13 protein-coding genes are annotated in these 13,251 nt (G+C 40.3%); all 13 read right to left on the bottom strand.

What is annotated here, in order from left to right; translation table 11 throughout:
- The 13 genes from spoVT to ispE all read right to left on the bottom strand — a co-directional run bounded on the left by spoVT (position 1) and on the right by ispE (position 13,006).
- Complete coding sequence (spoVT, locus tag AC1DVK_RS18495; protein ID WP_061144055.1) at positions 1-537, bottom strand: stage V sporulation protein T; 537 nt, start codon at positions 535-537, stop codon at positions 1-3.
- A 190-nt stretch (positions 538-727) separates the two neighbouring features.
- Complete coding sequence (gene mfd, locus AC1DVK_RS18490) at positions 728-4,264, bottom strand: transcription-repair coupling factor (protein WP_477627090.1); 3,537 nt, start codon at positions 4,262-4,264, stop codon at positions 728-730.
- 170 nt (positions 4,265-4,434) lie between these two features.
- Positions 4,435-4,665: an anti-sigma-F factor Fin family protein gene (locus AC1DVK_RS18485; RefSeq protein ID WP_061440335.1), complete on the bottom strand. Its 231-nt coding sequence runs from the start codon at positions 4,663-4,665 to the stop codon at positions 4,435-4,437.
- Positions 4,666-4,770: 105 nt separating this feature from the next.
- Positions 4,771-5,331, bottom strand: coding sequence for an aminoacyl-tRNA hydrolase (gene pth / locus AC1DVK_RS18480; protein ID WP_061440334.1), 561 nt, complete (start codon positions 5,329-5,331; stop codon positions 4,771-4,773).
- Positions 5,332-5,592: 261 nt separating this feature from the next.
- A complete protein-coding gene (locus AC1DVK_RS18475; protein WP_061440333.1) occupies positions 5,593-6,231 on the bottom strand; it encodes a 50S ribosomal protein L25/general stress protein Ctc in 639 nt (212 codons plus the stop codon).
- A 511-nt stretch (positions 6,232-6,742) separates the two neighbouring features.
- Positions 6,743-6,955: a type 2 periplasmic-binding domain-containing protein gene (locus AC1DVK_RS18470; RefSeq protein WP_410863130.1), complete on the bottom strand. Its 213-nt coding sequence runs from the start codon at positions 6,953-6,955 to the stop codon at positions 6,743-6,745.
- A 5-nt stretch (positions 6,956-6,960) separates the two neighbouring features.
- On the bottom strand, positions 6,961-7,125 hold the full coding sequence (locus AC1DVK_RS18465) for a hypothetical protein (protein ID WP_176432011.1): 165 nt from the start codon (positions 7,123-7,125) through the stop codon (positions 6,961-6,963).
- Between the two features lie 235 nt (positions 7,126-7,360).
- Positions 7,361-8,314, bottom strand: a complete 954-nt coding sequence (locus tag AC1DVK_RS18460; RefSeq protein WP_061440331.1) for a ribose-phosphate diphosphokinase — start codon at positions 8,312-8,314, stop codon at positions 7,361-7,363.
- A gap of 15 nt (positions 8,315-8,329) precedes the next feature.
- Positions 8,330-9,703, bottom strand: a complete 1,374-nt coding sequence (gene glmU / locus AC1DVK_RS18455; protein ID WP_477627089.1) for a bifunctional UDP-N-acetylglucosamine diphosphorylase/glucosamine-1-phosphate N-acetyltransferase GlmU — start codon at positions 9,701-9,703, stop codon at positions 8,330-8,332.
- Between the two features lie 665 nt (positions 9,704-10,368).
- Positions 10,369-10,665: a septation regulator SpoVG gene (spoVG, locus tag AC1DVK_RS18450; protein ID WP_034316332.1), complete on the bottom strand. Its 297-nt coding sequence runs from the start codon at positions 10,663-10,665 to the stop codon at positions 10,369-10,371.
- Between the two features lie 197 nt (positions 10,666-10,862).
- Positions 10,863-11,237 carry a RidA family protein gene (locus AC1DVK_RS18445; protein ID WP_061440329.1) on the bottom strand — a complete coding sequence of 125 codons (375 nt, stop codon included), beginning with the start codon at positions 11,235-11,237 and terminating at the stop codon, positions 10,863-10,865.
- A gap of 13 nt (positions 11,238-11,250) precedes the next feature.
- On the bottom strand, positions 11,251-12,075 hold the full coding sequence (gene purR / locus AC1DVK_RS18440; protein ID WP_061440328.1) for a pur operon repressor: 825 nt from the start codon (positions 12,073-12,075) through the stop codon (positions 11,251-11,253).
- Positions 12,076-12,136: 61 nt separating this feature from the next.
- Positions 12,137-13,006: a 4-(cytidine 5'-diphospho)-2-C-methyl-D-erythritol kinase gene (gene ispE / locus AC1DVK_RS18435; protein WP_477627088.1), complete on the bottom strand. Its 870-nt coding sequence runs from the start codon at positions 13,004-13,006 to the stop codon at positions 12,137-12,139.
- Positions 13,007-13,251 lie beyond the last annotated feature (245 nt).

Below are 13,251 nucleotides of genomic sequence, written 5' to 3'. Positions count from 1 at the left end.
TTACTGTTCCATTTGTCTAGCTAGAAAACTTGCTGCTGTTTCAACCGATTTCTGTTCCACTTCTCCAATTGTACCTTCTTTAGAGAAAATCAAGACGGCACCAATCGGGTCGCCACTCGCAATGATCGGAGCTGCAGTATATGATTGGACCTCTTCGTCATTTGAATCAACGAAGGATATTTGTCCATTCGGAGATTCCAAAACAGGATTTCTTTCTTCCATGATTTTTTCCACTAGTTCACTAACGCTTTTATTTAAGTATTCTTTTTTGGAGCCACCTGCCACTGCAATGTAAGTATCCCTGTCACAAATCATAACTGGGTTTCCAAGGCTATCATAAAGTGCTTCTGCATATTCTCTTGCAAAATCGCCTAATTCACTAATAGGAGAATATTTCTTTAAGATGACTTCTCCGTCTCTGTCTACAAAGATTTCCAATGGATCCCCTTCACGAATACGGAGGGTCCTTCGAATTTCTTTCGGGATGACGACTCTTCCTAAATCATCAATTCGGCGAACGATACCAGTTGCTTTCATCTAATGTTGCCTCACTTTCATCTAATTGATTTGATAAATCCTCTTTTTGTAGCAAAATCATCACCAGCTATTGTACTTAGTATTTTTCTAATGGTAAGTTCTATGCACTTTGAAAAAATTTTTCTTTTCGTTGCACTCTTTTACCATGGTATCTCAAAAAACATTTCTTCAAGAGGATAATCATTCACTTTTAGTTCTTTGTGGCTTGAGTCTCTTTTTTTACATGCTGTAAGCCCTTGGCCATCTCAAATAGGATATTAAGCCATTTGCTTTGTTCTACGCCTTTTATGTGCAGGACCAGCTTCATTCGATTGCCGTCCATGCCAAAGCCAACCATACGGCCATACTTCGATCCCAGCTCAAACACCTTTTGTCCATCCACATCGCTGCTTGCCTTTTCCCTAATAAGAATGCTGATTTCCTGCTTCAATTGTTTAATGCTTTCAATTCCAGCTTTTTCAGCATATACCTTCATCTCGGCGATCATGAATAGATAGGCGACTTCTTCGGGATACTCTCCGAAACGATCGAGCATTTCATCTTGTAATTCTTCCACTTCTTCAAGTGAGGTAATGCCCCTGAACCTTTTATACATTTCTATTTTCTGATGTCCATCCATTATGTAGGCATCAGGTATATATGCATCCACTTCAACGTCAATTTCAAGGGTGTTCTTTTCTTCGACTGGTTGATCATTACGTTTTGCATCCACCGCTTCTTTCAACATTTGTGAGTACAAATCAAAACCAACCGAATCGATGAAGCCGTGTTGTTGAGCCCCTAGAATATTTCCAGCTCCCCTGATGGATAAATCACGCATCGCAATTTTGAACCCTGAACCCAATTCTGTAAATTCCTTAATGGATTGGAGACGTTTTTCTGCGACTTCCGTCAATACTTTATCTTTCCTATAAGTAAAGAATGCATATGCCACCCGATTGGATCGCCCTACACGGCCACGTAGCTGATAGAGCTGCGAAAGTCCCATTCTATCTGCTTCATTCACTATTAGTGTATTTACATTCGGGATATCGACACCTGTCTCAATAATGGTTGTACTTACCAAAACATCGTATTCACCCTCTAAAAAGCCAAACATGACGGCTTCCAGCTCTTGCTCTGACATTTGCCCATGAGCAAATGTCACACGGGCATCGGGTACTAACATGGAAATTTCTTCTGCTTTTCTTGCTATATCCTCTACCCGATTGTATAGGAAATAAACCTGGCCATCCCTGGCCAACTCCCGTTCTATCGCTTCCGTTACCAACGAGCCATTATACTCCATCACATAAGTTTGAATCGGGAAGCGATTCTCAGGAGGTGTTTCGATAACGGACAAGTCCCTCACGCCCAACATGGACATATGAAGGGTCCTTGGAATCGGCGTCGCAGTCAAAGTCAGTACATCCACATTTGTTTTTAACCGTTTGATCTTCTCCTTATGTGTAACGCCAAAGCGCTGTTCTTCATCTATGATAAGCAATCCCAAATCGCGGTACACGATATCTTTGGATAAAATCCTATGCGTGCCTACCACAATATCCACCGTGCCGGCCTTCAATCCTTTAATCGTCTCCGTTTGCTGTTTTTTACTCCGGAAACGGCTCATATGACCAATCGAAATGGGATAATCCTGAAAACGCTCCCTTAATGTTTCATAATGCTGCTGGGCGAGGATTGTGGTCGGAACAAGAAAGGCAACTTGCTTGCCATCCATAATGGCCTTAAAAGCGGCACGGATGGCCACCTCAGTCTTCCCATATCCGACATCGCCGCATAATAAACGATCCATCGGCCGTTCCCGTTCCATATCCTTTTTGATTTCGACTATAGAACGTAATTGATCTTCCGTTTCATTATAAGCAAATGAAGTTTCGAACTCTCTCTGCATATCACCATCAGGTGAAAAAGCATAGCCCTTTGCCGCTTCCCTTTCTGCATATAACTTGATTAAATCATCAGCAATGTTTTCAACTGATGATTGAACCTTGCTTTTGACACGTTTCCATTCCGTTCCGCCTAGCTTATATAGCTTCGGTTCTTTCCCTTCTGAACCGACATATTTTTGGACAAGATCAATTTGGTCAACAGGAACATACAATTTGTCATCCGCTTGATAACGAATATTCAGGTAATCTTTATGGACCCCATTTATCGTAAGGGTTTCAATCCCTAAATATTTCCCGATACCATGGTTAACATGAACGACATAGTCACCGATCTTAAGTTCGGAATAACTCTTGATTCGCTCCGCATTCGATAGTTTCTGTCTCCGTGTCGATTTCTTTGACTTCTTATTAAACAATTCCGTTTCCGTAATGATACAGAATTTCTGCATGGGTAATTCAAAGCCGCTATTTAAACTGCCGCGTAAAATCTGTACTTTACCTGGAAGAATGCTGTTCGCATCAAACAGTTCTGCGGCCTCTATATCATAATCGGCTAAAACCGAATGCAGTTTTTTTACCCGTTCATCATCCTGTCCAAGTATGACGACTGTAAATTTCCCTTTTTTCCACCGTTCCAGTTCAGCTTTGAACACATTCATCTGGCCGTGGAAATTTTGCATTTGTTTACTGGCAAAATTCAGGATATTCTGAGGATTCGTATGCGGTACATGCCGTAAAAATAATGAAAGGTATACAAACGGCCTGCTGGATTTCATTATTAATTCCTGCATGGGATGAGCCAACTTTATGTCATGGATAATCTGTCCCTGACTTAAAAGGTCAGTGTACCAACCAGCCTCTTCCTTTTCCAAAGAATCATTGATTTCCTGGATTCGACTGATTTCATCTAAGAAAACCAAACCATTTACAGGTAAATAATCTATTAAACTAGCTGGATCTTCATAAGCTAAACTTAAGTATTTAAAAATTTGGTCTGGTTTATTTCCCATTTTCAGCTGCTCAAGTTCATAGCTGATCGTTTGAACCAGTTGTTCCTTGGTTTTCTCATCTTTAAGCTTCTTCAAGCTTTTACTTAATCCACTCTCAAGCCTTGTTATGATTCTTTCGATGTGCTCTGTCTCTAGTAAAGCCTCACTGACGGGACCGATCGTCACTTTCTTGAGTTTCTCGATGGATCGCTGATCTTCGCTTGAAAAGGTCCTTATTGAATCTATTTCGGTATCGAATAATTCAATTCGTATTGGATTAGGTTCCGTGATCGGATAAATATCGATTATACCGCCCCGGATACTGAATTCACCTGGAGAAGCAACCATTTCAGACCGGTTATACCCCATAGCAATGAATTTATTAAGCGTTGGTTCGAGCCCGATGTCTTCCCCTAAATTGAACGTAAGCTGATGCCTCTTCCAAATATCCTTTGAAGGAAGCACACGACGGACCCCGGGAATCGGCGCAATGACAATCCCTTTCTTCCCCTCCGCCCAAAAATTCAATGCCTCTATACGTTGGGCCCTTAATTCCGGACTGGCCACACTCAAATCAGCCGCAATCAATTCATTGGCTGGATATATATATAATTCTTCCTCGGGAATGAAACTGGATAAGTCCTCATGGAATTTTTGTGCTTGCAATAAATTATGGGTAACTAATAAAATCGGCCTATTCGTCTTTTCATATACGGAAGCCAGCAAAAGTGATCTCGAGGAACCTGTCAGACCAGAGACGATTTGTTCCTTAAGCCCTTCATCAATGCCGGCTATTAACGAATGAACATCATCTTGTTTGGAGAACAAGTTTTGCAATCCATTCATTTTCTTTCCCCCCCTCTATAACGTGCGAAAACCATTTGAAACTCTTGTATTTAAACTTGGCCATTAAAACCAAGCGTCCTCTTTATTAACGGTAATTTTCTCATTTTATATGCCCTTGTAAACCAGACAAACGGAAAAATGCTTTGGATTTTGTCCAAAGCCCTCTCCCGCTAATGAATAATATAATCGTTTTCATATAATTCAGGGTTTCTCTGCAGCGATTCATGACAATCTTCACATATCGCCCTTACATGCATATCCCCTTCAGAATCATAAACGATCATCTCTTGTCGCTCTTCATCGGTAAGTTGATTAAAACCTAACTGCTCCGTACTCAGTGAGTGTGCCTCGATTGAGCCCAGTTTAGTTCCGCAATGTCGGCATCGATAATGGAGAGCCATTTCGGTAACCCCCTATTTAAGTAATAGTGTTAGTATGTACAAAAGTAGAGGGGATTTATTCAGCGAAACAGGAAGAATTATTCTTTACTTATATCTACTCTTTGCCTATTGGTTATATTCGTTCATGACCTGTATAAATGGTTTTTCCATCCAGGCTTCACAAGAAGCTGCGCTTTTTTCGATTGTTGCCCCTACATGATCCCATTCCTCAGGAGTAAAACGCCCTAATACATAATCAGGTACTGGAATACGGCCTATCGGGCGGCCAATGCCTATTCTGATTCGATTGAATTCTTGGGTACCCAAATGGGCAATTGAAGATTTTATCCCATTATGACCGCCTGCACTTCCTTTTTGACGAAGGCGAAGCTTCCCTGGAGGCAAATCAAGGTCATCATATATAATGACTACATCCGCGATATCCACCTTAAAGAAATGCATGACTGCCGAAATGGATTCTCCTGATAAATTCATGTAGGTTAAGGGTTTAAGCAATAAAACTTTCTCTCCCTTTACCATTCCCACACCATAGATCCCCTTATGTTTTGCTTGGTCGAGTGGGATCGACCATTTTCTGGATAACTCATCTATTACTTCAAATCCGACGTTATGCCGGGTTTTTTCGTATTGTTTACCTGGGTTCCCTAACCCTACAATAATTTTCATGATTCACACTCCGTCATTACGGTTATTTAGGGAGTTACGTTGGGACGAAGTTTTTTCCAAGATCATTGACCTTAGAAAAATAGTACCCTAATTTCAAGCTGGACTGCAAGCGACCGGAGAACTAATTAGAAATAAACACTAATTAAAGGAATCAATTCCTAAAAATGGCACAGTTTGAATAAACGCATCCAGAGATTGAAAAGACGTAACTCATTAAGAGCTACGCCTATTATATCATGATTCACTTGTTTAATCCCGGCATCATGACTCTGGTGACGCTTTTGTCTCCCTGCCCTCTGCATTTTCAGGGATACCTCCATCTTGCTGTTCACCTGTACCTATTTCCTCTTCCTGACGAGGAGCCAAAACAGATGCAACAACTTCTTCACCATCATTGTCGATAGTAACTTGCTGATTCGTTTCGATATCAGATATGTAGATTGTATCCCCTACCTGTAGTTCGGTAACGTCAACGTCGATGGATTCAGGAATGTCATTAGGTTTAGCCGTCACCGTCACTTCATGAAGAGACTGCTGAAGGACACCACCGTCTTTAACGCCTTTACAAACACCGACAAGGTTAATGCGAACTTGTGCCTGTAATTGAGCGGACATATCTACAATTAAAAAGTCTGCATGATAAATGAAGTTCTTTATAGGATCCTTTTGATAGTCAGAGAGCATAACTTTATAACTCGTTCCTTCCAAGTCCAAAGAAATGATACCATTACGGCCTATTTCCTTTATTGTCTTTTGAAGTTCAATATTATTGACCGAAATGGCTGTACTGTCATTTTGATTGCCATATACTATCGCAGGGATTTCGCCGCTTTCCCTCAAATTCCTTAAATTGGACTGTTTTAAATCCGTACGTTCCTTTGCAGCTAATAAATTACTCATACATCCTCCGCCTTCCTAATTATAAATTACAAGTTTCTCTATATTTAACATTTCCCTAAATGGCGGGGCATTAAACATGAAAGGTAGAAACTGAAGGCTACAATAACAGTATAAACATATGGTAAACAAAGGAATTTCCTGTAAAAAACTTTTTCATTCTTTTTTTTTGGTTTAAGCGTGAATCGCTTTGTTTTCCATTTTGCCCCTAACTTGCATGACTCTGTTAAGTATTTGGACAGCTACTCTTGAATATTGTCGTTTGCCGTGGTCTCGGCAGATTGATTTCCTTATTCATGACCCCTTTTCCGATTAATAGGACTAGGTCTTAAAAGCAGTACGGCTTCTGCAGTATTTGTAACAAGCGAGGCAGTCAAGTAGTCCTTTTTCCTCTATCGTTCTTCAATCAGCTTTAGATGCCAATCCTCGTCAAAGCATACCAAGAGGTGAGAGCAGTTTCCTCCAAAGCTTTTGACGAACATCAAAGCCTTTATTCAAACCAACCTTCTTCCCCTTAATCTTTCACATTTTTTAATGGGTGATTCTTTTGCACGACGATAGCCTCTCCTGAAGGGTTTGCTGGCTGTTTAGCCATATAGACAAGTGAAGCTTTGGCTGCCTGTCCAAATATCGGTGGCGCCTCCCCTGTAAGCCCAAAATCAGGCTGGACATTCAAGGTTTCAAGTAGCCGGGGTTCTGCTGGAGTCCAATCGACGGTATATCCCATATGTTTTAAATGCGTTTCCAGTTCCCCTGTTGATTTTTAAAGATTAACGACCCGAATTTTTGATAACCGATTCGAATGGCATTATCCGACCCTTTCGTTTTTTGGAACTGTTTTTTCCTCCCCGCATATGCACTTAATATCAGCATGAGGATGCTCGCCACACATTTCATTCACACCCTTCTTGAACTATTTATCTAAAATAAAAGGCTCCTTTTCTTCACCAATATGACAGTAGGGCAAAAAACGCCTAATGTTCCATGGGAATTGAAAAGGAGCCTTCGGTAGTCCGGTCGGCGTTCAGTTGTATGACCTACTTAACTATGAATTAATTATTTTCGAAAGAATGGTTTGAACCAAAACACGACGAGCCCAAAGGCCCGCCGTGTTTTGGTTACTTTATTGTTATCAATCGAATAATGTGCTGACTGATTGTTCCTCATGGACACGAATAATTGCCTCTGCAATCAACGGTGCTACAGAAAGTCCCACAATTTTATCGATTTTCTTATCTTCGGATAGGGCAATCGAGTTAGTTACGACCAATTCCTTGATTGTTGAATTTTGAATCCTTTCGATGGCAGGACCTGAAAGGACCGGATGTGTACAACAAGCATAAACTGCTTTAGCACCATTCTCTACAAGTGCATTGGCCGCTAGTGTAATAGTACCTGCAGTATCGATGATGTCATCAATCAGGATAGCTGTCTTCCCTTCAATATTACCTATGATGTTCATGACTTCAGCCACGTTCGGTCTTGGGCGGCGCTTATCGATAATGGCAATCGGTGCTTTTAGGCGATCTGCCATTTTACGTGCACGTGTTACACCACCATGATCAGGAGAAACGATGACGATATCACTTAAATCTTTTTCTTTGAAGAAATCCGCTAAGATCGGAACAGCTACAAGGTGATCAATCAGAATATCGAAGAAACCTTGAATTTGTGGCGCGTGAAGATCTAATGTAATTACACGGTGGGCACCAGCTGTCTCTAAAAGATTAGCAACTAGTTTAGCTGTAATTGGTTCACGCGCACGCGCTTTACGATCTTGTCGGGCATAACCGTAATATGGCATTACGATATTGATCGTTTTAGCTGAAGCACGTTTAAGAGCATCGATCATAATTAAAAGTTCCATTAAATTTTCATTGACTGGCTGACTTGTTGATTGGATTACGTAAACGTCACAGCCACGAATACTTTCTTCAATATTAATCTGAACTTCACCGTCACTGAAACTTGTTACGCTACATTTTCCAAGCTCAACACCGATTGCAGCAGCAATTTCTTGAGCTAAATCGAAGTTTGAATTTAAAGAGAATACTTTTAAATTAGGATCTAAATACTGATTTGACATGTTGACCTCCGTCGGTTATTTATTAAATTTCAATTTCTTGACATAATCTTCTTTATTAACTTGACGAGCCCGAGCAACGGATAGAGCTTCCTGCGGTACATCTTGAGTGATGGTTGACCCTGCAGCTACATATGCACCTTCTCCTATCGTCACAGGTGCAACAAGATTAGAATTGCAGCCTATGAAGACATTGTCTTCAATCTTCGTCAAATGTTTATTTTCCCCGTCATAATTCACGGTAATAGATCCGCAGCCTATATTAACATTCTCCCCAACCTCTGCATCGCCAATATAACTCAAATGGGAGGCCTTGCTTCCTTTGCCAAAAACGGTCTTTTTAATTTCTACAAAATTACCGATTTTAACGAAATCCTGAATATCTGATTGAGGTCTAACATGTGCAAAAGGACCGATTTTAACAGAACTTCCAATACTGCTTTCGTGTACAACCGATTGGAGGATTTCCGTTCCATCACCAATTTCACAATTTTTGATTTCCGTATTCGGGCCAATCAAACAATCCTGCCCGATAATACTATTTCCTTTTATGCATGACCCAGGATTAATGACCGTATCCTGTCCGATCTGCACATCCGCTTCAATGAACGTAGTAAGAGGATCGATGATTGTTACGCCATTCCTCATATGCGATTCATTGATGCGTTTCCGTAAAATTTGCTCAGCCTGCGATAAAGCCACTCGGTCATTTACACCTAATGTCTCCTCGAAGTCACTTGATTGGAAGGCCGTCACCACTTCGCCTTCTTGTTTTAAAATTTCAATAACATCCGGTAAGTAATATTCTCCCTGGACATTTTCATTTGAAACTTTTTTCAGCGCGCTAAATAATGCTTGGTTATCGAAGCAATATGTTCCGGTATTTATTTCCTTAACATATTTTTCTTCATCAGTGGCATCCTTATGCTCGACGATTTTTTCTACAAGTCCGCCTCCACCGCGAAGGACCCTTCCATAGCCAGCAGGGTTATCTGCATATGCTGTTAAGATTGTTGCTTTCGCCTGACTCTGCTCATGCAATGCTATAAGCTCTTTCATCGTTTCTGCTTTGATCAAAGGCGTATCACCACAAATAACAAGGGTCGTTCCACTTTTATCGGATAAAACGCTTTCCGCTTGCATTACAGCATGTGCCGTACCTAATTGCTGATCTTGTAAGGCATACTCGCATGAATCACCAAGTTGTTCTTGAACTTTTTCAGCTCCATGGCCGATAACTGTTACAATATCTTCTATTTGAAGTTGATTGACTTGATCGATGACATGTTGTACCATTGGTTTTCCGCAAACAGGGTGTAAAACCTTATAAAGCTTAGATTTCATCCTAGTACCTTGCCCAGCGGCCAATATTATTGCATAGCGATTACTCATAACAGGCCTCCATTTTCACCTTTTTATCCACTGAAAATATTATCTCAAATAGTGATTCTTTTCAAGGTAACAATTAAAAGTACATATAATTGTCAACCGCAAAGGTAAATTTTCGCAGCCTTAAAAACGTTTTTATTGGTCCTTTTAGTCTTCTTTTAAATCATTCAAGTAAGAATAATATGCCTGATTCATGTTAAATTCATTATTGGCATAATACAGAAACCATGTCTTCTCCCCTTTATAACACAAGCTACCCTCATTATCCCAAAACACTACCCTGATCGCATTATGCCCTATGTACATGCCTTTAGGAACCACTGCATCCTTTGTTAATGCCCATTCCGAAACTCAGTTACAGATCCATTTCATATTCAGGTTATTAGAGGTATAGTAAACTCCGTTAATGCAATTCTGTCCATCCCGCTTTTTTGGGGAGGCAATATAAGGATAAATAAAAAAGGTTTAAAAAATAAAAAAGTCGGGTACTTAAACCTTTGAAGATAGCACCGTGATCATTACACTATCTGCCAAATTAAACAGATTCCTGTCTGAAAAGGGGATAAGTTCTAAACTTATCATTTCCGAATAAAATAAAAAAGAGCACTACTTATGAAGTAGGCTCTAGGTGCACGAATTATAAATTTAAAGTTTTAAGGCAAGGTTAATTAAGAAGCTCCTGCTCCAGCTTCCTCTAATTCAGTTTCAAGTTCTCCCAATCGATGATATTCTGTCAAGACAGCTTCTTGAATTTTCCCGCGTGTCGAGGAATTGATTGGATGAGCGATATCCCGGAATTCTCCATCTGGAGTTCGTTTACTTGGCATAGCTACAAATAAACCATTGTTTCCGTCGATTACACGAATATCATGAACCACAAATTCATTATCCAGTGTAATTGATGCGATAGCTCTCATACGACCATCCGTATTCACACGGCGTAATCTTACGTCAGTTACTTCCATTTAAGCTCACCATCCCTTTTTGTTGTTGTTAAAACTTAAAGTACATATTCAACAAAAAAACGTGAACTCCTTCTATTATCTGTAAGTTTTTTAGAAAATTCAGCCTAGTTTTCAAAAATACTAAAAATCACCCTTATATTACAGGGAAATTGCCCATTGAAAATTCCCTTTAAAAAAATTCACAAAAAAACGCCCGTTTATTTAACGAGCGCAACCACTTCTATTTCCACTAGTGCATCTTTAGGAAGCCTGGCAACCTCTACACAAGAGCGAGCAGGTTTGTGACTTGAAAAATATTCTCCGTATATTTCATTAATCGAACCGAAATCGTCCATGCTTTTAATGAATACCGTAGCTTTAATGACAGTTTCCAATGAGGCTCCCGCTTCTTTCAATACAGCTTGGAGATTTTTAAAGACCTGGTGTGTCTGTTCCTTAACATTCCCTGTTACCATCTCACCAGAAGCAGTAAGAGGGATTTGTCCTGAACTGAAAAATAACTTATCCACGATCACGCCTTGTGAATATGGGCCGATCGCTGCCGGTGCTTCATCCGTATGTATCGTTTTCATGAAATGATTCCCCCTATTCCTTTTGCGAAAAATAATTCCCACGACTGACATTGATTTTTTTGTCTCTTTCGACCACCTGGGTCAACTTGATCAGTGAAACATAGTCCTCGACAAGACATTCTTCAGTATGTTCGGATTCGACCAGCACCGCAATTCCGGCAACTGTTGCCTTAAATTCATCCAATAAACTGACCATACCATTAATGGTACCCCCAGCCTTCATGAAATCATCTACAATTAATACATTCGAACCCTCAACCAAGCTTCTTTTAGAGAGTACCATCGTCTGAATCCTCTTTGAAGAGCCTGAAACATAATTGATGCTCACTGTAGAACCTTCCGTTACTTTATTATTCCTACTTACAATGACAACTGGAACATTCAAATAATTTGCCACGGCGTATGCTAATGATATCCCTTTAGTTGCCATTGTCATAATGACAGAGACATTTTTCTTGGCATACATTGAAGCGATTATCCTTCCAACCTTATTCACGGTTTGTGGATGACCTAATATGTCTGTCATATATAGATAGCCGCCAGGAAGTAACCTTTCGGGACTAGCGATCGTATCGCATAATCCGTCAATGAAGGTATTGACTTCAGCTTCCTTGATGGAAACAATATACTTCACTCCACCTGCTGCACCTGGAACAGTTGTTAAAGAACCTATCCCGCGTTGTTCAAAGGTATCTTTGATGATTGTCAAATCTTCACTGATCGAGGATTTTGCCGAACTATACCTTTCAGCAAAATAAGTCAGCGAAACAAGTTCCCCTGGATGTTCTAATAAATAATTGGTCATATCGACTAGCCTCTCGCTGCGACGAAATTTCATTGAGACACCCCCTTTGTGAATTCCGAATATTATATAGCAACTATACCACTAATGTACGTTTCTATTCAAGATTGTTTCGATCACCTAATAAGCGGACCGCATAGACTTGATCACAAAATCCCCGAAGTCCATTATAAATTCTTTGCATCCGCGAATCATGCTCCACCAAACCAAAAACGGTCGGACCACTTCCGCTCATCAAGACCGAATCTGCTCCAAATGTTTTCATTTGATCTTTAATATTCGCAACCTCTGGGTATAACTGCAATGTCACTTGTTCTAGAACATTGCCCAAACCCTGACATACATCGTGATAATTATTTTCCTTAATAGCCGAAATCATTCCAGGTACATCTGGGTGATCCATTTTAGCAATTTGGAGCCTTTTGTATATATCAGCAGTCGAAACGCCGATTGTCGGTTTGGCCAAGATGACCCAGCATTTTGGCGGTGCAGGGAGATGCGTGATTTTTTCGCCGCGCCCTCTTGCCAATGCCGTTCCTCCATACACACAAAATGAAACATCAGAGCCAATTTCAGCTCCTATTTCCGCAAGTTCATCCATGGAAAGACCAAGCTTCCACAGTCTATTTAAGCCTCTCAAGGTAGCTGCAGCATCACTGCTTCCACCAGCAAGTCCAGCAGCTACAGGTATATTTTTCTCTATGGTTATAGAAACACCTTTATTGATACCAAAACGTTCCTTTAGAATAAATGCGGCTTGATAAGCTAAATTCCGGTGATCATCCGGAACAAATCGATTATGGGATAGAATTTGAATATGATTTCCCTTAATTTCCTTTAGTTCAATTCTATCGGCAAGGTCGACTGTCGTCATGATCATTTCCACCTCATGATACCCATCAGGCCGTTTGAAAAGCACATCCAAAGCCAAATTGATTTTAGCCGGGGCTTTTTCCATAAGCTTCAATATGTCCACCTACTTTAACGTTCTTAAAAGTTCTTGTCCTATTCTATCATATTTGTTTATATTCTAAAGGTTTTTTCACCGTAATTTCAATGTAATGAGGCTAAGATGACCTTTAGAGGAGAATAGACACATGTAGGTACATGGGAGATCAACTCATTCCTGCTTCCCAAAAGACTTGCTACATATCCATATATAGCATTTACCGATACATAAAAAAACCAGACTCCTTATCTACAATGTAAGCA

It is taken from the genome of Peribacillus sp. P4_B1, assembly GCF_056402395.1.
Note: the sequence above shows the minus strand (reverse complement) of the source record. Positions and strands in the feature narration are given on the sequence as shown.

What these genes read in the sequence shown, in the direction of transcription:
- spoVT (WP_061144055.1), bottom strand. Translation starts at nt 537, where the DNA reads ATGAAAGCAACTGGTATCGTTCGCCGAATTGATGATTTAGGAAGAGTC.
- mfd (WP_477627090.1), bottom strand. Translation starts at nt 4,264, where the DNA reads ATGAATGGATTGCAAAACTTGTTCTCCAAACAAGATGATGTTCATTCG.
- AC1DVK_RS18485 (WP_061440335.1), bottom strand. Translation starts at nt 4,665, where the DNA reads ATGGCTCTCCATTATCGATGCCGACATTGCGGAACTAAACTGGGCTCA.
- pth (WP_061440334.1), bottom strand. Translation starts at nt 5,331, where the DNA reads ATGAAAATTATTGTAGGGTTAGGGAACCCAGGTAAACAATACGAAAAA.
- AC1DVK_RS18475 (WP_061440333.1), bottom strand. Translation starts at nt 6,231, where the DNA reads ATGAGTAATTTATTAGCTGCAAAGGAACGTACGGATTTAAAACAGTCC.
- AC1DVK_RS18470 (WP_410863130.1), bottom strand. Translation starts at nt 6,955, where the DNA reads ATGGGATATACCGTCGATTGGACTCCAGCAGAACCCCGGCTACTTGAA.
- AC1DVK_RS18465 (WP_176432011.1), bottom strand. Translation starts at nt 7,125, where the DNA reads ATGAAATGTGTGGCGAGCATCCTCATGCTGATATTAAGTGCATATGCG.
- AC1DVK_RS18460 (WP_061440331.1), bottom strand. Translation starts at nt 8,314, where the DNA reads ATGTCAAATCAGTATTTAGATCCTAATTTAAAAGTATTCTCTTTAAAT.
- glmU (WP_477627089.1), bottom strand. Translation starts at nt 9,703, where the DNA reads ATGAGTAATCGCTATGCAATAATATTGGCCGCTGGGCAAGGTACTAGG.
- spoVG (WP_034316332.1), bottom strand. Translation starts at nt 10,665, where the DNA reads ATGGAAGTAACTGACGTAAGATTACGCCGTGTGAATACGGATGGTCGT.
- AC1DVK_RS18445 (WP_061440329.1), bottom strand. Translation starts at nt 11,237, where the DNA reads ATGAAAACGATACATACGGATGAAGCACCGGCAGCGATCGGCCCATAT.
- purR (WP_061440328.1), bottom strand. Translation starts at nt 12,075, where the DNA reads ATGAAATTTCGTCGCAGCGAGAGGCTAGTCGATATGACCAATTATTTA.